We start from the raw sequence: 19137 nt of genomic DNA, 5'->3' as shown, positions 1-19137 counted from the left end.
GCTTCAGGGGGGTCTTACAGAAGCATGGCCAGCGGGTTTTCCAGAAGGCCCTTTAGCGTGTTTAAGAAACGGGCCCCCATGGCCCCGTCCACCACCCGGTGGTCGCATGAGAGGGTAAGGCGCATCCGCTTTCCGGGGACCACCCGGTCGCCTTCCACCACGGGCACATCCCGAATGGCCCCGATGGCCAGGATGCAGGCGTTAGGCGGGTTGATGATGGCGGTAAAGGATTCGATTCCGAACATGCCCAGGTTGGAGGTGGTAAACGTGCTCCCCTCCAGGTCTTCGGGCTTAAGCTGTCGGTTGTGGGCGCGGTCGATGAGCGCTTGTGCCTCGCGCGCGATTTCGGCCATGCCTTTGCGATCGGCGTCTCGGATGACCGGCGTTACCAGCCCCTCTTCGATTGCGACGGCGATGGCGATGTGGACGGCATGGTAGCGGCGGATCTCCGTCTCGGCCCACGAGGCGTTGATCTCCGGATGCCGCCTGAGCGCCAGCGCGCAGGCCTTGGTGATGAAGTCGTTTACGGAGATGCGCACCGGGCTGATCGCGTTAAGCCGTTCTCGGGCCGCAAGCAAGGGTTGGGCGTCGACGTCGATGGACAGGTAGAAGTGAGGAGCGGTGTTCACGCTCTGGCCGAGGCGTCGAGCGATGGTCTTGCGCATCGGGCTAATCGGGATGGCCTCAAAGTCGGCCTTCAGGGCCGGCGCCTCTTCGATCTGCGGCACCAGCTCCCGAAGCCGCGCCACGGCGGCCTCGACGTCGCGCTTGATGATGCGGCCCTCCGGGCCCGTGCCCGAAATGGCCTCCAGCGGAATGCCGGCTTCGCGGGCCATGCGGCGCGCAAGGGGAGAGGCTTTGATGCGTTCGGGGGACGTTTGCTGTGCCGCTCTTCCGTCGGGAGGCGGGCTCGGTTCCGAGTCCGCCTCCGCAGCCAGACCCGGAGCCGGGGCCTTCGGGGCGCCTTCTAGCTCGGCCAATATCGCGGAGATGTCCTCTCCAGGCTCGCCCAAGATGGCGATCACACCGCCTAGGGGGATGGCCTGCCCGGGTTGGGCGATCTGCTTAAGCAGCACTCCCGAGTCAAAGGCCTCCAGCTCCATCGTGGCCTTATCCGTTTCCACCTCGGCGATCACGTCTCCGGGTTCTATGCGTTCTCCCTCGCGTTTAAGCCAAGCGACGAGCACGCCCTCCTCCATCGTGTCGCTCATCTTCGGCATGCGGATCACGATCGCCATGCCCAGCCTCCTTTAGCGGTAAAGCACCTTTTTGATGGCCTCGATCGCCTCATCCAGGCGCGGCATCCAATACTCGTAGAGATTCTTGGCGTATGGGGCGGGCGTGTCCTTGGTGGTGATGCGCACGATGGGCGCGTCCAGGTAATCGAAGGCGCGCAGCTGCACCTGATAGGCGATCTCGCTGGCCACGCCCCCGAAGGGGGCGCACTCGTCGATGATAACGAGCCGGTTGGTTTTTTTGACCGAAGACACGATAAGGTCGATATCCAAGGGCCGGATCGTGCGGGGGTCGATGATTTCGACGTCTATGCCGTCTTTTTCCAGCTCTTGAGCGGCCATCCGGGCCAGGTGATAGCTCTTCGAATGCGCCACCACGGTCACGTCGCGGCCGGGGCGTTTGATCTCCCCCACGCCCAGCGGAATGAGAAAGTCCGGATCCTCGGGCACCTCGCCCTTCATGCTGTACATGAGTTCGCTTTCCAGGACCAGAACAGGGTTGTCGTCCCGAATGGCGGACTTCAGAAGCCCCTTGGCGTCGGCAGGGGTCGAAGGGGTTACCACTTTAAGGCCAGGCCAGTGCGCATAGGTGGCCTCCAAGGAACGAGAATGCGTGGCCCCCAGTTGGCCCGCCGCCCCGTTGGGTCCGCGGAAGACGATCGGGATCGGAAACTGCCCGCCGCTCATGTACAGGATGCTGGCCGCGTGGTTGACGAGCTGATCCATGGCCACGAGGGAAAAATTCCAAGTCATAAACTCGATAATAGGCCGCAGCCCCACCATGGCCGCCCCGATGCCGATTCCGGCAAAGCCGGCCTCCGAGATCGGGGTGTCCACCACGCGCATCGGGCCGAAGCGCTCCAGCATGCCCTTGCTCACCTTGTAGGCGCCGTCGTAGAGGCCGACCTCCTCGCCCATGAGGAAGACGCGCTCATCGCGCTCCATTTCCTCGATCATGGCCAAACGGATGGCCTCTCGGAACTCCATGATCGCCATCGACCCACCTTTTTGCTTAGGCTAAGAACGGATAATCGGGATCGGTGTAGACGTCCTCATACAGGGACTCGATCGGAGGAAGCGGACTGGACTCGGCGAAGGCCACGGCGTCTTCGATTTCGGCGCGCACTTCGCGTTCGATCGCCTCTAGATCTGCCTCCGTGGCCAGTCCGGCCTCTAGCATGTAGTGGCGAAGGTTTACGATAGGATCCCGTTTGCGATGGGCCTCCACTTCCTCTTTGGTCCGATATGTGCCGGGATCGGACATAGAGTGCCCGCGGTAACGATAGGTTTTCACCTCCAACAGGGAAGGCATATGCTCCCGTCGGGCGCGCTCAACGGCTTCCTTAACGCCCCGGTAGACCTCGAAGACGTTCATGCCGTCGATCTGGGCGCTGGGCATGCCGTAGGCTAGGGCTCGGCGCGCCAAATCCGGGGTGGCGTGGGCCCGCGAGACGGCCGTGCCCATGCCGTATTCGTTGTTTTCGATGATGTAGACTACGGGCAGCCGCCACAGCATGGCCATGTTGAGCGATTCGTGAAAAACTCCCTGCGCCACCGCCCCGTCGCCCATGAAGGTAAGACAGACCCTCTCTTCCCCGCGGTACTTGATGGCCCACGCCACGCCGGTGCCGATCGGGATCTGCCCGCCTACGATGCCATGCCCCCCTAAGAAGTTGTGCTCTTTGGAAAAGTAGTGCATAGAACCGCCCTTGCCGCGGCTGCAGCCCGTAACTTTGCCGAAAAGCTCAGCCATGCAGGCGCGCGCGCTTACGCCTCGGGCCAGCGCGATGCCATGGTCCCGGTACGCGGAGATCACGTAATCATCGGGCCGAATCGCGAACTCCGCCGCAGTTGATACGGCTTCTTGTCCGATGTACAGATGCAGGAAACCTGAGATCTTGCGCTCCCCGTAGGCCTTGGCCGCGGCCTCCTCAAAGCGCCGCTGGAGCAGCATAAGCCGGTACATGGCCCGGACTTGCTCATCCGATAGGCCGATGTCCCGATGCGAATACGTGGCCCCGACCAAGGAGGGGGTTAGCTCGGCTGTGTGCGAGGAGGCGAACTGGGCCTGCGTGCGCGTAGGCGTTCCGTCTGTCATGGCCGCTTTCCTGCTATGTGCTGGCACGATGGATGGCTCGTGTGCAAAAACAAAAATAGTAGAACAGTTGACAAAGCGAAAGCCGGTTTGCCTACGGAGGGGGCTTGGCCGAACCGGTTCGGGGAACTCGATACCGAGCCTGGTCGTTTTCGAGGAGGCTCAAGAAGCGATGTCCGAACAGCTCGGCAAGACCCTCGTGCTGATAGGGCTGGGCCTGGTGGCCCTGGGATCGCTACTGTGGCTGCTGGGACGTTTGCCCTGGTTTGGCAATCTGCCCGGGGATATCCACATTGAGCGTCCGGGCTGGCGTCTGTCCATCCTGCTGGGGACGTCGCTTCTGTTGAGTATCCTGCTCACGTTGCTGCTCAACATGATCGGAAGACGATAAGGCCGCCATTTTAGCGGCTTAATTTGGATGCTGTCTAAGTTTGACTTTATCCTACCGGAGGCGGATCTTTGATCAAGCATTCGACGTTCTGGGGGTTTGACATCGAACTTGTACGAGCGGGTTGCAGTACCGTAACACAGGAGCATATTCGCCATGGCTGATCTGGACATTCGCGATCTGCGCGTCTCCGTTGAGGGCAATGAAATCCTTAAGGGCGTGAGCTTGTCCGTTAACAAAGGCGAAATCCACGCCATCATGGGGCCCAACGGATCGGGTAAAAGCACCCTGGCTTACGCCCTCATGGGCCATCCCTTCTATGAGGTCACGGGCGGAGAGGTTTACTTCAAAGGGCAAAACGTTTTGGAGCTTGAGCCTGACGAGCGGGCCCGTTTGGGCCTTTTCCTGGCCTTTCAGTATCCGCAGGAGATCCCCGGGGTTACGGTCTCGAAGTTTCTGCGCGCGGCCGTCAACGCCCGCCGGCAGGCGCTGGGCCTGGAGCCCTATGGTCCGTATGAGTTCGGGCTCATCTTAAACGAGAAGATGGAGCAGCTGCGCATCGATCCCAGCTTCGCTTTTCGGGCTCTTAATGAGGGCTTCTCCGGAGGGGAAAAGAAACGCATGGAGATCCTGCAGATGAGCCTGTTAGCGCCCGAAATGGCCATCCTGGACGAGACGGATTCGGGGTTGGATATCGACGCCTTGCGCATCGTGGCCGATGGGGTAAACGCCCTGGCCGGTCCGGACATGGGCGTGCTGGTGATCACGCATTACCAGCGGCTTTTGAACTACATCCAACCGCACTTCGTGCACGTGCTCATGGATGGCCGCATCGTGCGCTCCGGAGGTCCAGAGCTCGCCCTGGAGCTGGAGGCGCGCGGCTACGACTGGCTGCGGGCCGAATTGGAGTCCACGGCCGCAGCCTAAAGCGAGGCTAAATCGTTTGAGGAGATCCCGCGATGAGCGAGACGAGGCTGCTTGAGACGCTGCGTGAAGATTACGCCGAGCGATACGGATTTCGGGACGAAGCCATCTACGTGTATGAGGCCCCTCGAGGGCTTTCGCGTCGCATCGTGGAGGAGATCTCCGCGATCAAAAACGAGCCCGAATGGATGCGCCAGTTTCGGCTTCGCGCCTATGAGATCTTCTGTAAAAAGCCCATGCCCACTTGGGGGGCGGACCTTTCGGGGGTCGATTTCGACAAGATCGTCTACTATGCGCGCCCCACGGACCGCCCGGCCCGCTCTTGGGATGAGGTCCCGGAGTACATCAAGCGCACCTTCGAGCGGCTCGGCATCCCGGAGGCGGAGCGCAAGTTCCTGGCCGGCGTGGAGGCCCAGTACGATTCCGAATCCGTGTACTCGAACGTTCGGGAGGATCTGGCCCGCATGGGCGTGATCTTCTGCTCCACCGATGAGGCCGTGCAGCGCTATCCAGACCTGGTGCGCGAGTATATCGGCACCGTGGTCTCGATCGCCGATAATAAGTTCGCCGCCTTGAACTCAGCCGTCTGGTCGGGCGGCACCTTCATTTACGTGCCCCCGGGCGTGCGCGTGGAGTTTCCCCTGCAGGCCTACTTCCGGATCAACCGGGAGGCCATGGGCCAGTTTGAGCGCACGCTCATCATCGCCGACGAGGGCTCCTTTGTGCACTACGTCGAGGGCTGCACGGCCCCGGTCTACACGGAGGACTCCCTGCATGCGGCCGTGGTGGAGATCATCGTCAAGCGAGGGGCGCGAGTGCGCTATACCACGATTCAGAACTGGTCCAATAACGTTTACAACCTGGTCACCAAGCGCGCTTTCGCCTACGAAGAGGCCACGATGGAGTGGGTCGATTGCAACATCGGCTCCAAGGTCACGATGAAGTATCCGGCCGTTTACCTGTTGGGCAGGGGCGCGCACGGCGAGGTGCTCTCGATGGCCTTCGCCGGAGACGGCCAACACCAGGATACGGGCGCCAAGATGGTCCACCGCGCCCCGCACACGACTTCGCTTGTGCAGTCCAAGTCGATCTCCAAGGGCACGGGCCGGGCTAGCTACCGAGGTCTACTCAAGGTCTATCCGGGCGCCGAGCACGTGAAGGCCAACGTCTCTTGCGACGCCCTGCTGCTGCATGAGGTTTCGCGAACGGACACGTACCCCACGATGGAGATCCAGGAGCAAAACGTGCACATCGGCCATGAGGCCACGGTCTCCAAAGTGGGCGATGAGCAGATCTTCTACCTGATGAGCCGGGGGCTTTCTGAAGAGGAGGCCGTTACGATGATCGTAAACGGCTTCATCGAGCCCATCGTCAAGGAGCTCCCCATGGAGTACGCCGTGGAGATGAACCGGCTCATCGCTCTGGAGATGGAGGGATCCGTTGGATAAGGAGAGGAGCCTAGATGTCCGCCCTTTTGCTCGATAAGCGCGCCCCTGAGGTCCAGACGCTGCGGGAGCTATCGGATCGGCTTCGGGAGCCGGCCTGGCTGCGCGCCAAACGCCGCCAGGCTTTCGACGCCCTGGAGGCGCTTCCGTTGCCTCAGCTGCGCAGCCGACGCTTGGAGCTAGACTGGCGCGCTTTTGAGGTGCTGCTGCCCACGGATGCGCCCCGCTTTGAGGGCCGGCGGGCGCGGCTTCGGCTGCGCAACGGGATGCCCATAGAAGAGTCGGGCTCCGAGCTGCCCCGCGGGGTGGTGGTGCTGGATCTTGAAACCGCTACAGAGCGGATGCCCGAGCTGCTGGCCCGTTACTTTCAGCGCGCCGTGCAGCCCCACGAAGATCGGATGACCGCCCTGAACGCGGCCTTTCGGCTCGGCGGGGTGGTCATTTATGTGCCCGAGGGCGTCGAGGTGCCCGAACCCATCCTGCTTGAGCAGGAGTTCACCGAGCCCGGCGTGGCCCTTTTCCCCTACACCCTGCTGATCGCCGCACCGGGCTCCCGGTTGGTCGTGATCGACGAGCTGCGAAGTCCCAGTCTAGAGCGGTCCGCGCTGACCTCTGGGATCGTGGAGATCTTCGCCGAGGCCTCCAGTTCCGTCCAATACGTGGGTATTCAGCGCTGGGGGGCGCATGTGCTGGATTTTAGCACGCGCGCCCTGCACGCGCACCGAGATGCGGCCGTCCGATGGGTTAACGTCTCCTTAGGGGCTCGTCTGAGCCGGGTCGCCGTCCGGGGGCACCTGCTTGAGCCCGGCGTGGCGGCGGATTTGCTGGGGCTTTACGTGGCCGACGCCGACCGTTACATCGAACACGATACCTTGCAGGACCACGTGGCCCCGCATACCATGAGCGATCTCCTGTTCAAGGGCGTGCTGCGCGACCATGCCGTATCCGTCTACAGCGGTCTTATCCGCGTGCACCCCAAGGCCCAGAAGACCAACGCTTATCAGGCCAACCGGAACCTGCTCCTGAGCCGGCAGGCTCGAGCCGACTCGATCCCGATGTTGGAGATCGAGGCCAATGATGTGCGCTGTACCCATGGGGCCAGCTTGGGGCCGGTCGATGAGGAGCACCTGTTCTACATGATGGCCCGAGGGCTGCGACGCGAAGAGGCCGAGCACCTGATCGTGCTGGGCTTCCTGCAGGAGGTGCTGGAGCGCATCCCGATTGAACGCGTCCGGCAGGAGATTCTAGACGAGCTGGAAGCGATCGTCTTCCGGTCGGCATAAACGCGATAAGCCCTTATGGCGGGGGTGCACGCCGCACGCGGCGCACCCCCGCTTTTGTTCTTTAGAAAGGAGCACCCACATGCTCGACGTCGAACGGATCCGAGAGGACTTCCCCCTGCTAACGCATCCGCCCGGGGGAAAGCCCTTGGCGTACCTGGACAACGCCGCCACCACGCAGAAGCCCCGCTCCGTGCTGGAGGCCATCGAACGCTTCTACACGACCCAGAACGCCAACGTGCATCGGGGCGCTTACGCACTGGCCGAGGCGGCAACAGAAGCCTACGAGCGCGCCCGCCGGCGCGTGGCCGACTTCATCGGGGCTCCCGGTCCAGAGGCGATCATCTTCACTCGCAACACGACGGAGGCGATCAACCTCGTGGCCTATAGTTGGGGGTTGAGCCGGCTTAAGCCAGGCGACGAGATCCTGTTAACGGAGATGGAGCATCACGCCAACCTCGTGCCCTGGCATCTGGTGGCCGAGCGCACGGGCGCGCGCATTCGGGCCGTGCCGCTGCGCGAAGACCTCCAGTTGGACTGGGACGCATTTCTGCAGTTGCTTTCGCCTCGCACGCGCATAGTGGCCGTCACGCACGTCTCCAACGTGCTGGGCACCGTAAACCCCATCTCCGAGATCGTCCGCGTCGCGCACGCCTGCGGGGCCGTGGTGCTCGTCGACGGGGCGCAGGCCGTCCCCCACTGTCGCGTAAACGTGCGAGAGCTCGAAGTGGACTTTTACGCCTTCTCCGGGCATAAGATGTGCGGCCCCACGGGTATCGGGGTCTTGTACGGCCGTCCGGAGCTACTGGAGGCGATGCCGCCCTTTCTGGGTGGGGGGGACATGATCAACGAGGTCTGGATCGACCGGTCCACGTACGCCGAACTTCCGCATAAATTCGAGGCCGGCACCCCTCACATGGCGGGGGCTGTAGGGCTAGAGGCCGCGATCGCCTATCTGGAGGCCATCGGATTGGAAGCTATCGGATCTTGGTCGTGCGCGTTGGCCGATCGGGCCGCTGAGGCTTTAGGGCAAATCCCGGGTGTGCGCGTATATCGGCCGAAAGCGGGCTCTGGGGTCGTCTCCTTCGTGTTGGCCGGTGTGCACGCGCACGATTTGGCCACCGTGCTGGACTGCGAAGGTGTGGCCGTCCGGGCTGGTCATCACTGCGCCCAGCCCCTCATGCGCCGGCTGGGCCTAGAGGCCACGACGCGGGCGAGTTTTTACTTTTACAACACGGACTCGGAGCTGGAGCTCCTGCTAGAGGCCGTGCGCAAAGCCGCCCAGCTCTTCAGTCCGCTGGTCGAACGGGAACTTAAGGCCTCAGCGCGCGCATAAAGCGCGACCGCACTTGGACGAGCCGGGGGCAAAGTATGGACGCGCTAAATGAACTGTACTCCGAATTGATCCTGGAGCATTACACCAAGCCGCGCAACTACGGCGACCTGCCCGAGCCCGACCTTGTGGAGGAGGGCTACAACCAGTCTTGCGGGGATCGGATCGTTTTGCTGCTCCAGATCCGCGATGGCCGCATCCAGGAGCTTCGCTTCCGCGGCTACGGGTGCGCGATCTCGATCGCCTCGGCTTCCCTGATGAGCCAACACGTCAAAGGGCGCTCCCTTGAAGAGGTCCAGCAGCTTATCGAAGCCTTCAAGGCCTTCGTAACAGGCAAGCAAGCCGACTTGCCTCCGGCGCTCGGCGAGCTGCGTCTGCTTCGGGGCGTAGGGCGCTTCCCTATGCGCGTCAAATGCGCTACTTTGGCCTGGAACACGCTTAAGCAAGCGCTGGAGCATCCAGAGCCGCCCAGGGCATTGCCGGATGAACCGCCTCGGGGTCCAGTTTGTTAGCGTCCTGGGGATCGCTTTGGCGGTGGGGGGGTTCCTGTGGGGTTGTTTGGCCTCAGGACCGCAACCCGCCTCGCCCCTGTTCTCTGAGCCCCTCGCCCCCGGTCGCTGCCGGCTGCTTGGGCAGCTGGAGCGCGTCGAGGCGGAGGCGGCGGGCCAATGGATGGTCACGATGCGCGTAGAACGCGTCCTGGGCTATGGAATGGCCTTTCCGGCTCCTATCGCCCAGGGGGTCCGGCTGCGTCTTCCTTGGCCCTCCTCCCTTGGCCAGCCCGCCTCGGGGGAGCGCTGGGAAGTTGAGCTTGAGGCGCTTGAAGAGGGCGCGCCTCCGGCGGATCGGTACCGGCTGCTCGAGGCCCGGCGACGCTCGTAGGCGGCGGGAGGTGAGCATGCGCGGCAAAAAGCTGGTGCTGTACTTGGGGGCTTTGGGCTGTGTTTTGGGGGGGCGATCCGATTCCCTCCTCATCCCCCCCAAGCCTCCTCTTGAAGCCCTAGAGCATCCGGCCGAAGATCCCGAAGCTCGGGTTCGCTGGGAGTGGATGCGCCTGCGCAACCCCCGCACGGGCCGCATCCCGGATGACATACGCGCCCGTGAGCTGGCTTTTGCCGAGCAGCTACCCCGCGCGGAGTCCTTCCGCAAAGGCCCCTATCCGGTCGCCCTGTCCTGGACCCACCGGGGGCCGATCAACATAGGCGGCCGCACGCGGGCCCTAGCTATCGACCGCACCGACGAAAACGTGCTGCTAGCCGGAGGGGTGTCCGGGGGCCTGTGGCGCTCCGCCGACGGAGGGCAGAGCTGGACGAAGGTCACCGATCCGGAGGACCTGCACAGCATCACCTGCATCGTGCAGGACCCCCGTCCGGGCAAGACGCACATCTGGTATTACGGCACAGGCGAACTGGTGGGCAACTCGGCCCGAGGAGGCGGGGCCCCGTATCGGGGAGATGGGATCTTTCGCTCTGTCGATGGGGGCAGGACCTGGCGTGTGCTGGAGAGCACCTCCACACGCCGGCCGCATGCGTTCGATCAGCCTTTCGACTACGTCTGGAACCTGGCCGTAGATCCCTCGAATTGGGCCCAAGATGAGCTGTATGCGGCCACCTACGGGCGCATCTTCCGTAGCCTAGATGGGGGTCGAAGCTGGACCGCCGTGCTCGGAGCGCAGGAGCCCTCCTCGCTACACACGGACGTGGCCGTCACCCCGCAAGGGGTGGTTTACGCCACCTTGGGAGAGGCCTCTAGCATAGCCAACGTCCAGAGCCCCTCGCGGGGTATCTGGCGCTCCCCTGACGGGGTCAACTGGACCCCCATCACCCCGTCCGGATGGCCGACGAACTACCGCCGGATCGTAATCGGGATCGCGCCCTCGAATCCCAATATAGTCTACTTCCTGGCCGAAACCCCCGGCTCAGGGGTAAACGGCCACAGCCTGTGGCGGTACACTTACCTTTCCGGAGACGGAAGCGGCTCCGGAGGACGCTGGGAGAATCGCTCCTTCAACCTTCCCCGAACCTTCGACTCCCAAGGCAGCTACGATCTTGTCATCGCCGTCAAACCCGATGACCCCAACGTCGTCTTCATCGGCGGCACGAACCTGTACCGATCCCTTAACGGCTTTGCCGAGCCCAATAGCTTTACGCATATCGGCGGATACGCCCCCTCCGGCTCCGGGCTATATCCGAACCACCACCCGGATCAACACGCCCTGCAGTTTCGTCCCTCTAATCCCCGGGTGCTTTATACAGGCTCCGACGGAGGGGTGCACCGCACCGATGATTGCTTAGCCTCGACGGTGCGCTGGACCTCGCTAAACAACGGTTATCTGACGACCCAATTTTACACCATAGCCCTGCGGCCTGTCCCAGCAGATCCCCTGCTCATCGGGGGAATGCAAGATAACGGCACCTGGGCCACGAGCTCTTTCGACGGACAAACGCCCTGGCGCTCCGTCTTAGGTGGCGATGGGGCGTACTGCGCCATCTCGCGCGACGGGCTATCCCGTTACGTATCGGCTCAAAACGGCGTCACATACCGCATCACCTACGACGCCTCCGGCCGGGAGACAGGCTGGACCCGCATAGATCCGGCCGGCGGGGCGGGATATCTGTTCATTAACCCATTTGCCCTGGATCCCAACGACGACCGGGTGTTCTACGTGGCCGGGGGGCAGGTGCTGTGGCGCAACGAGAACGTGACGGCCATCCCCATGTTCCGTAGCGAACCGGCCTCTACGAACTGGACCGCGCTGGAGCCAACCTACGTCTCAGAAGGCGTGATCACGGCCCTGGCCCCTACGGCGCAGCCCGCGCATCGGGTTTACTACGGCACCAGCACCGGACGCCTGTTTCGGTTGGATCGCGCTCATGAGCCCGGCTCGCGGCCCGTTGACATCACAGGCCCCCAGTTTCCGAGGGGCGCCTACGTGAGCGCGCTTGCTCCGGATCCCGAAAATGGCGATCGCCTGCTTGTGGTGTTTTCCAACTACGAGGTGCCTAGCCTCTTTTACACCGCCGACGGAGGGCGCACCTGGATGGACGTGTCCGGAAACTTAGAGGAACATCCGGATGGCTCCGGCAGCGGCCCCTCGGTGCGCTGGGCCGTGATCACGAGCCGAGCGGGGCGCCCCTTCTATCTTGTGGGCACAAGCACCGGCCTATACAGCGCCGAGGCCTTGGAGGGCCGAAACACCGTGTGGCGCCAAGAAGGGGCGCGCACAATCGGCAACGTGGTCGTCAGCATGCTCGCCGCCCGGCCAGAAGACGGGTTTGTGGCCGTGGCCACGCATGGCAACGGGGTCTACGCCGCGTATGTGGATCCGGGTCCAGCTGCGCCGCTTGGGGCGCCAGAGCTCCTTCACCCGGCTCCGAATTCGGCCGGACACCCCGTGCGCCTGGAGCTTATCTGGCGGCCCGTATCGGGTGCCCTCAGCTACGAAGTCCAAGTTAGCCCGGATCCCGGTTTCATGAGCCCCGTGCTCAGCCGATCCGGTTGGACCGAAACGCGCTATGCGCTTAGCGGCCTGCGCCACTTCACCACGTACTTTTGGCGTGTGCGCGCCCTGGGCCCTCGGGGGGCGGGGCCTTGGTCGGCTGTGCGCACCTTCACCACCGTCGTAGGCCCCCCGGACCTGATGAGCCCCCCCATAGGCGCGGGCGCCGTGCCTCTGCCTGTGAGCCTCGCCTGGGCGCCATCAGCCGGGGCGACCCGGTATCACGTGCAGGTCGCGCGCGAAGCGCGCTTCCAGTCCGTGATCTGGCAGGATAGCCTTCTGAGCCAACCCTCCGTCCGGGCGCCGGATCTTGCACATGGACAGACGTATTTTTGGCGCGTGCGTGCCCGAAACGCCGACGGCGTAAGCCCCTGGTCCGCGGTGGGCCGCTTCACGACGCAGCTAGAACCGCCCAGCTGGCAACCCCCGGCCGGACTGGAGCCGCACCTAGATCCGCGCCAGCTTCTGCGCTGGAGCCCCGTAACGGGTGCTTCAGGCTATCAGCTGCAGGTGAGCCGAGATGCGGATTTCGCCGCTTTGCTGGTGGATGCCGTGCTGTCGGCTCCCAGCTGGCGTCCTGAGGGGCTCACCTACGGGCTACTGTATCACCTTCGCGTGCGCGCCCTGGCCCCCGAAGGACCAGGGGCGTGGTCTGCGATTTGGATGTTTCGCCTGGAGGCCCCACCGGTGGTGTCGGCGGAGGCCTCCGGCCGGCCCGCAGATTACGAGCTCGCCCCTGTCTTTCCGAACCCCTTCCAGGCCTACGCCGTGGTACGCTTCGGATTGCCTCGTGCGGCCGAGGTGCATCTGGAGCTTTTCGACGCCTCCGGAAGGCTGCTGCGCGCGCTCTTCCGAGGCCCGCTAGAGGCGGGCCGCTACCAGGTGGGGCTTGAGGGCGCCTCGCTAGCCGCCGGCCTGTATCTAGTGCGGCTGCGTACGCCCGAGGCCGTGCGCGCGCAGAAGCTGATTCGCCTTCCATAGGGCCCGGTTCGCTCGGCAGGCCGGCGCGCTATGTCCGAATTTCGCTTCGTCTCCGCCTCCGCTGGCTCGGGCAAAACCCATCGGCTTACGGGTCGGCTGTTGTGGCTGCTCCTAGATCCCCGGGTGCCCTACGGGGACATAGCTCACGTTCTAGCCATTACCTTTACCAACAACGCCGCGCGACAGCTGCGACGCCGGCTTCTGGAGTGGCTTAAACGCGTCGCCGGGGGCGATGCGGCTTGGCTGCGCGCGCTCCAAGAGGCCTTTCCGCCGCAAGGCGCGCCCGAATGGACCCAGCAGGAATGGCGGGATCGTGCGCGCGCGCTCCTGGAGGCGCTCTTGGACAGGTACGGGGAGCTCCAGGTGGGCACAATCGATAGCTTCCTGGGCCGGCTCCTGCGCGCCACCGCCTTGGAGTTCGGCTTAAACCCCGGGCTGGAGCTCGCCTTGGATCCCCGGCCCCTGCTCCGAGAGGCCCTCAGGGGGTACCTGGAACAAGCCCTCAGGAGCCGAACCGAGGCCAGAACCCTGGAGCACGTCCTGCGCCTCATGGAGGAAACGCGCACACGCTACCCCTGGAGCCCCCAGGCTGAACTGGAACGGGAACTGATCCGGATCCATGAGCGGCTGGCCGGGCTTTTGGAAAAACCTCTTGCGATCGCTCCAGAGGGATCCGCGGAGGCGCTCCGAGGGGAACTCCGCGCCCTGGCGGAGGCCATAGCGCAGCGCCTTGCGTTCTGGTCTGAGCGGGGGGTAGCCGCGGCGCAGAACTTCGAAAAGCTCGTTCGGGCCTTAAAAACAGGAGATCTAGAGGCCCTCCTAAAACGCGAGCCCGCGCAAAGGGCTTTCAAAAAGGGGCCCCGATCCGAAGAGGCCGAGGTCGACATGGCGCCCCTGCAGGAGCGCCTAGGCGAGCTACGCCGGCTTTATGCGCGCTTTTTGGCCGCTGCACGCTATGCGCCGTACGTAACCCTCTATGGGCAGCTGCGGCGCCGAATGCGCGAACTGGAGCGCACCCAGGACCGCCTGCACCTGGCCGAGGCCACCGCATTGTTGCTGCAGCTGCTTCGGCAGGAGGTGATCCCGGATATCTATTTTCGGCTGGGCGATCGGATCAGCCACTATCTCATCGACGAGTTTCAGGACACCGCCCCGATCCAATGGGCCGCGCTGCGCCCCCTGATCGAGGAGGCGCTGGCCAGAGGCGGAAGCCTGTTTTTGGTCGGCGACACCAAACAGGCCATCTACGGCTTTCGAGGCGGCGATTGGCAGATTATGGCGCATATGCGCCAGCACGACGTCTTTCCCTCCGCCCCCACCCAACGCGAGGAGTTGACCGTCAACTACCGAAGCGACGGCTGGATAGTTCGGTTCGTCGAGCAGGTCTTCGAAGAGGCCGCCGCCCGCCGGGTGCAGGCCCTGGCCTCCGAAAACCCGTTCTTGCCGCTCTATTGGGAGGCTAGCGGGCTACATCGGGCGGCCCAGCAGGTGCGAGTGGGCCGCGAGAAGGCTGGATACGTGCGCTTTCGCCGATTCGCCGTGCCGAAGCGCGCGGACGCCGAGGTCTTCGAGCCCGAAGCGGAGGGCGCTGCGCTGCCGAGCCGCGAGCTTCTGAGGACACTGCAAGATCTTCGCGCGCGGGGCTATGGCTGGAGCCAAATCGCCGTGCTCGCTCCGCGCAATCAGGACGTGCTCGAGCTGGGCGCCTGGCTGGCCAGAGCGGAGATCCCGTTTGTTTCCCATTCGAGCCTGGATGTGCGCCAAAGGCCCGTGGTGCGCGCGCTGCTTGCGCTCCTGGAATTTCTGGACTCTCCGATTAAGGATCTGGCCTTCGCCAGCGTGCTGCTGGGTCCTTTGCGCCCGCCGGAGCTCGAACTGGAACAAGTGCGGGCTTTTCTGCGGGAGCACCGCCAAACGAGCCCCCTGTATACCGCCTTTCGGGAACGCTACCCAGAGCTCTGGGCGCGCTACTTCGAGCGCCCCTTCAGTCGCGTGGGCTACCTGCCCGTCTACGAGCTGCTGGTGGAGCTGTATCAGAGCTGGGGAGTACTTGGGCGCCATGCTGAGGAGACGGCCACGTGGGCTAAGCTGCTGGAGGTCGTGCGCCGCTTCGAAGAGGACGGTCAGGGCAGCTTGCGGGATTTTCTGGAGCGCGCCTCCGAGGTTTCCGAGGATGAGGACTGGGACGTGCCCGTGGCCGAGGGCCTAGAGGCCGTCACGCTCATGAGCGTGCACAAGGCCAAGGGCCTGGAGTTCCCCGCGGTGCTGCTTTACTGGCCCGATCTGCCGCCTCCGGCCGATCCCCAGTATCCGGGCTCCATCCCGTCGGATCCCGATTCCGGCATCCGGCTATGGTACCTATCGGCGGACGTCGCCAATGCCGATCCCGCGCTTAAGGATGTTTATCTGCATCGCCGCGCCACGGCCACGATCGATTCGCTCTGCCGGCTGTACGTGGCCTTAACGCGCGCCGGTTCCGAGCTGCACGTGTTCTGGTTGGAGGCCGGCGGAGATCTGGGGCGGTTTTTGCCCGCGGAGGATTTGGAGCTGGGCGCGCCCACTGGCCCCTCTGCGCCCGCGCAGCTCGCCCTTGGAGGGGCGCAATTTACACCCTGGCCGCCGCCTCGTTCCCTGGATCTACCCAAGCGGCCTCTGACCGCGGATCGCCGGGAAGCCGAGCGGGGTGAATGCTGGCATGCGGTGCTGGCCCGCATCCGGTTTTTGACCGCCGATCCGGTCGCGCAGCTGGAGCGGGCCCTCGAGGAGGTGCTAAGCCAACATCCGGAGTGGGCCTGCTGGAGAGAAGAAGCCCGGCGCAGCCTGCTCCGTTTTTTGGAGCGGCCCCAAGTGCAGGGGCACTTCCGGTGGCGCCCGAATCGGATCGTCTACACGGAACTGGAGCTGCTCGACGCCCAGGGCCGCCTGCATCGCATCGACCGTCTGGTTTGCGATCCGGAGTGTATCTGGGTTTTGGACTTCAAAACCGGCGCCCCGCGCCCGGAGGATGCGGCGCAAATCGCCGAGTACGCCCGCTGGGTGCGCGCGCTTTGGCCGGATCGTCCGATCCGAACGAGCCTGCTTTACGTGGAGCCCTAGCCCATGCTGCGCGTAGTGCCTGCGGGGACGGATCTTGTGGCCGCGGTGCTGGAAGAGCTTCGGCCCCAGGGGCCGGACTATCGACGCAACCTTGTGCTCTTTCCCGGCCGCCGGCCGGCCCATTTCCTGCGCAAACGCCTAAGCACTCGGCACGAGGGCGCGCTGCTGCCGCCGGCCATCTACGCGGTGCAGGATTGGATCGAGGCCACCGTACATGCGCAGCTAGGGGTCTCGGGCCGAAAGGCGGAGGCCCTGGAGGCCTGCTCGGTGCTCTTTGAGGTCCACCGAAGCCTACCGGCCTCGGAGCGCTTGGGCGCAGAGGCCTACATGAGCCTGGAGCGCTTTCTGCCCGTCGGACTGCGCCTCCTGGAGGAGCTAGAGGCGCTGTATCTGGCCGATTATTCGCCGCAGCGGCTGCGTGCGCAGCTTGCCGACGCAGGCTGGGAGCGCGGAGGCCAACTTGTGGCCTACTTCGGGCGCTTTTATGAGGCGTTGGAACAGGCAGGCCTCTGGACGCGCGCCCGATACGTGCGCACGCTCGCCGACCGCTTCGAGGTGTTAGCCCTAGAGCAGTTCGACCGGATTCTCGTTGCGGGTCTGTACGCCTTCGCCCCGGCGGAGGCCCGGCTCTTCAGAGCCCTGCTAGAGCGCCCCGAATCGATCGGGCTGTTCGTGGAGGGCCCAGGGCTTGCGGCGCAGCTTAGGCGGTTGGGCTTGTCTGAATCCCACATAGAGCGTCTGGAGCCCGAAGTCGCCCGCAAGCCCGTGTTCGTCTTTACGCGCGCTCCAGATCGGCTCGGGCAGGTGCTGGCCTTGGCCGAGGCGTTGCGCGCGGAGCGAGAGCGCCTTGGCCGACCCCTGCAAGAGGATGCGGTCGTAGTGCTTCCGGCCGCAGACGCCCTTTTCCCCGTCCTGTTCTGGGGGCTAGCCCCCTTGCGAGCTGGCGAGCCTTACAACGTATCGCTCGGATATCCGCTTGTGCGCACCCCGGGCTTCGGCTTTCTGCGCGCGCTTTTGAGCGCCCTGGATACGGAGCTCGACGGGACTCTGCAGGCCTCAGCCTACCGCGCCTTTATTATGCATCCCTACACGAAAAACCTGCGCTACGGGGATCGCCCCCCTGAGCTTACGCGCGTGCTGTTGCACGCCCTCGAAGAGGAGCTAGCGCGAACCGAGCTGCGCCTCCGTCTGCGCCCGGAGGAGCTCGAGGAGCGCACAGGCTGGTTTGAGGAGCTGGCGCGCACCCTACAGCCTCTTTTCCCCGACATCACGGCTGAGCAGCTAAGGCAACACCTTCGGTGGTTGCACACGCATACCCTGCGGGCGCTCTGGGCTCCAGAGAACGTGGGCGCCTTTGCCCGCCAGGCCGCCCAGGTGCTAAGGCTTGTGGCCGAACGAAGCACCGCGCGGGAGCATCCGTACTTTGCCCCCTTTCTGGAGGGCCTGCTTGCGGCCCTAGAGGCCCTAGAGCGTTCCGGCCTGGCTCGGGAACGCCTAAGCCGTCCCGGCGCTTACCTACAGGTGCTCACGCACTACCTGCAGACCCAAACCCTTCCCTTTGAGGGCACGCCCGTAGAGGGCCTTCAGGTCTTGGGGCTGCTGGAGACGCGGCTGCTGCGCTTTAGGTCCGTGTACTTGCTGGACGCCAACGAGTCCATCTTACCCCCTGCGCCGGAGCCGGCCGTGCTTCTGCCCGAGGGGGTGCGGCGTCGGTTGGGATTGGAGACGCAACGGGACCGCGAGGAGCTTGCGCGCTACTACTTCGAGGCCCTGGTGCGCGCCGCCGAGCGCGTGCATCTGTTTTACACCGAGGACCCCCGCACCGGAAAAGGGGAACGAAGCCGGTTTCTGGAGCGCCTGCTCTGGGAGTGCGAGAAGGAGGAAGGGGCCTGCCCCCCGGAACACGTCGTGCGCTATCCTTTGTCGCTACAGAACCCGCGCCCGGAGGCCATCGAAAAGGGCCCGGAGCTGGCCGCCTGGCTGCGGCGCCGCACCTATAGCCCTCGGCTGCTGGATACTTATCTCAGGTGCCCGATCCGCTTCTACTACGAATGCGTGCTGGGCCTAAAGGAGCCCGACTCGGCGGCCGAAGAGCCGGATGCGCGCGAGATCGGCACGGCCGTGCACGAGATCCTGCGGCGCTTCTTCGAGCCCCACCTCGGCGTCGTGCTCAGCCCGGAGCTTCTCGCTCGGCAGGCCGGAGGGCGGCTGCGGCGCCTGGTGCGCACCTACTTTCGGGAGCGATACGGCCCGCATCCCGTGGCGTCCGTGCGCCTTGTGCGCCGACAGGTCGAGCGCCAGCTTGAGCGCTTTCTAGACGCATATCAGGTTCCGTTGGCGCAACGCGAGCCCGTCGTGATCGAGGCTCTGGAGCAGCGGCTGCGCGCAAACTGGGAGGGGGTGTTCTGTGAAGGCGTGCTCGATCGCATCGAGCGCCGCGGGGATCGGCTCTACGTGCTCGACTTCAAGACCGGCTCCGGACAAGGCGAACGGTATCGGATCCATGTGCGCGCGCTCGATCCGGAGGACCGGAGCAGTTGGGCGCGCGCCATCGGCTCCGTGCAGCTGCCGCTGTATCGGCGCCTGTGCGCGCTCGCCTACGGGGTGGCGCCCACCGCCGTAGAGGTGCGCTACCTCTTCCTGGGCCAAAGCCGCCTGGGGCCGCACATAGAGGACGCGCGCATGGGCCCGGATCCACATACCGCCTGCGAGCTCGTGGAGGCCGTTTTGCGTCGGATCTTCGAGGAGCTCTTCGATCCGGATCAGCCCTTTCGGCCCCCGGAGCGCCTGGAGCGAACCTGCCCCGGCTGTCCGTTTCAGGCGATCTGCGGCACCACATGGGTGCGCGCCTCCATCTGAGG

General features: G+C 64.5%; 13 protein-coding genes. 10 read left to right on the top strand and 3 right to left on the bottom strand.

Annotated elements, in window-relative coordinates:
* Nucleotides 1–14 precede the first annotated feature (14 nt).
* The 3 genes from NZ993_05110 to pdhA are packed head-to-tail and all read right to left on the bottom strand — an operon-like array spanning nucleotide 15 to nucleotide 3333.
* Nucleotides 15–1238, bottom strand: a complete 1224-nt coding sequence (locus NZ993_05110; protein MCS7155168.1) for a pyruvate dehydrogenase complex dihydrolipoamide acetyltransferase — start codon at nucleotides 1236–1238, stop codon at nucleotides 15–17.
* A 12-nt stretch (nucleotides 1239–1250) separates the two neighbouring features.
* Nucleotides 1251–2231, bottom strand: coding sequence for a pyruvate dehydrogenase complex E1 component subunit beta (locus NZ993_05105; protein MCS7155167.1), 981 nt, complete (start codon nucleotides 2229–2231; stop codon nucleotides 1251–1253).
* Between the two features lie 16 nt (nucleotides 2232–2247).
* A complete protein-coding gene (gene pdhA / locus NZ993_05100) occupies nucleotides 2248–3333 on the bottom strand; it encodes a pyruvate dehydrogenase (acetyl-transferring) E1 component subunit alpha (protein MCS7155166.1) in 1086 nt (361 codons plus the stop codon).
* Between the two features lie 169 nt (nucleotides 3334–3502).
* On the opposite strand from pdhA, the gene NZ993_05095 reads away from it, so the two are divergent.
* From NZ993_05095 to NZ993_05050, 10 genes are all read left to right on the top strand, one after another.
* Nucleotides 3503–3721 (top strand): DUF2905 domain-containing protein, encoded by a 219-nt coding sequence (locus NZ993_05095; GenBank protein ID MCS7155165.1) that lies wholly within the window; start codon nucleotides 3503–3505, stop codon nucleotides 3719–3721.
* 153 nt (nucleotides 3722–3874) lie between these two features.
* Nucleotides 3875–4645 carry a Fe-S cluster assembly ATPase SufC gene (gene sufC / locus NZ993_05090; GenBank protein ID MCS7155164.1) on the top strand — a complete coding sequence of 257 codons (771 nt, stop codon included), beginning with the start codon at nucleotides 3875–3877 and terminating at the stop codon, nucleotides 4643–4645.
* A gap of 32 nt (nucleotides 4646–4677) precedes the next feature.
* Nucleotides 4678–6090, top strand: coding sequence for a Fe-S cluster assembly protein SufB (gene sufB / locus NZ993_05085; GenBank protein MCS7155163.1), 1413 nt, complete (start codon nucleotides 4678–4680; stop codon nucleotides 6088–6090).
* Between the two features lie 14 nt (nucleotides 6091–6104).
* The gene (sufD, locus tag NZ993_05080; GenBank protein ID MCS7155162.1) at nucleotides 6105–7370 is read left to right on the top strand and encodes a Fe-S cluster assembly protein SufD; all 1266 of its coding nucleotides are present in this window, start codon (nucleotides 6105–6107) and stop codon (nucleotides 7368–7370) included.
* A gap of 79 nt (nucleotides 7371–7449) precedes the next feature.
* Nucleotides 7450–8703, top strand: a complete 1254-nt coding sequence (locus NZ993_05075; GenBank protein ID MCS7155161.1) for a cysteine desulfurase — start codon at nucleotides 7450–7452, stop codon at nucleotides 8701–8703.
* A gap of 35 nt (nucleotides 8704–8738) precedes the next feature.
* On the top strand, nucleotides 8739–9212 hold the full coding sequence (locus NZ993_05070) for an SUF system NifU family Fe-S cluster assembly protein (protein ID MCS7155160.1): 474 nt from the start codon (nucleotides 8739–8741) through the stop codon (nucleotides 9210–9212).
* Nucleotides 9184–9582: a hypothetical protein gene (locus NZ993_05065; protein MCS7155159.1), complete on the top strand. Its 399-nt coding sequence runs from the start codon at nucleotides 9184–9186 to the stop codon at nucleotides 9580–9582. The genes NZ993_05070 and NZ993_05065 overlap by 29 nt, the downstream gene beginning before the upstream one ends.
* A 16-nt stretch (nucleotides 9583–9598) precedes the next feature.
* Nucleotides 9599–13180 (top strand): T9SS type A sorting domain-containing protein, encoded by a 3582-nt coding sequence (locus NZ993_05060; GenBank protein MCS7155158.1) that lies wholly within the window; start codon nucleotides 9599–9601, stop codon nucleotides 13178–13180.
* Nucleotides 13181–13210: 30 nt separating this feature from the next.
* Nucleotides 13211–16276, top strand: a complete 3066-nt coding sequence (locus NZ993_05055) for a UvrD-helicase domain-containing protein (GenBank protein MCS7155157.1) — start codon at nucleotides 13211–13213, stop codon at nucleotides 16274–16276.
* 3 nt (nucleotides 16277–16279) lie between these two features.
* Entirely contained in the window at nucleotides 16280–19135 is a 2856-nt protein-coding gene (locus NZ993_05050) for a PD-(D/E)XK nuclease family protein (GenBank protein ID MCS7155156.1), read from the top strand.
* The last annotated feature ends 2 nt before the right edge of the window (nucleotides 19136–19137 follow it).

Source organism: Bacteroidota bacterium, assembly GCA_025059945.1.
Classification (GTDB): Bacteria; Bacteroidota; Rhodothermia; order JANXDC01; family JANXDC01; genus JANXDC01.
The sequence above is the reverse complement of the archived record's forward strand: the minus strand, read 5'-3'. Positions and strand labels throughout refer to the sequence as shown.

Coding starts and splice junctions, on each gene's coding strand:
- NZ993_05105 (MCS7155167.1), bottom strand. CDS start 2,231: ATGGCGATCATGGAGTTCCGAGAGGCCATCCGTTTGGCCATGATCGAG.
- NZ993_05075 (MCS7155161.1), top strand. CDS start 7,450: ATGCTCGACGTCGAACGGATCCGAGAGGACTTCCCCCTGCTAACGCAT.
- sufC (MCS7155164.1), top strand. CDS start 3,875: ATGGCTGATCTGGACATTCGCGATCTGCGCGTCTCCGTTGAGGGCAAT.
- sufB (MCS7155163.1), top strand. CDS start 4,678: ATGAGCGAGACGAGGCTGCTTGAGACGCTGCGTGAAGATTACGCCGAG.
- pdhA (MCS7155166.1), bottom strand. CDS start 3,333: ATGACAGACGGAACGCCTACGCGCACGCAGGCCCAGTTCGCCTCCTCG.
- NZ993_05065 (MCS7155159.1), top strand. CDS start 9,184: ATGAACCGCCTCGGGGTCCAGTTTGTTAGCGTCCTGGGGATCGCTTTG.
- NZ993_05060 (MCS7155158.1), top strand. CDS start 9,599: ATGCGCGGCAAAAAGCTGGTGCTGTACTTGGGGGCTTTGGGCTGTGTT.
- NZ993_05095 (MCS7155165.1), top strand. CDS start 3,503: ATGTCCGAACAGCTCGGCAAGACCCTCGTGCTGATAGGGCTGGGCCTG.
- NZ993_05070 (MCS7155160.1), top strand. CDS start 8,739: ATGGACGCGCTAAATGAACTGTACTCCGAATTGATCCTGGAGCATTAC.
- sufD (MCS7155162.1), top strand. CDS start 6,105: ATGTCCGCCCTTTTGCTCGATAAGCGCGCCCCTGAGGTCCAGACGCTG.
- NZ993_05055 (MCS7155157.1), top strand. CDS start 13,211: ATGTCCGAATTTCGCTTCGTCTCCGCCTCCGCTGGCTCGGGCAAAACC.
- NZ993_05050 (MCS7155156.1), top strand. CDS start 16,280: ATGCTGCGCGTAGTGCCTGCGGGGACGGATCTTGTGGCCGCGGTGCTG.
- NZ993_05110 (MCS7155168.1), bottom strand. CDS start 1,238: ATGGCGATCGTGATCCGCATGCCGAAGATGAGCGACACGATGGAGGAG.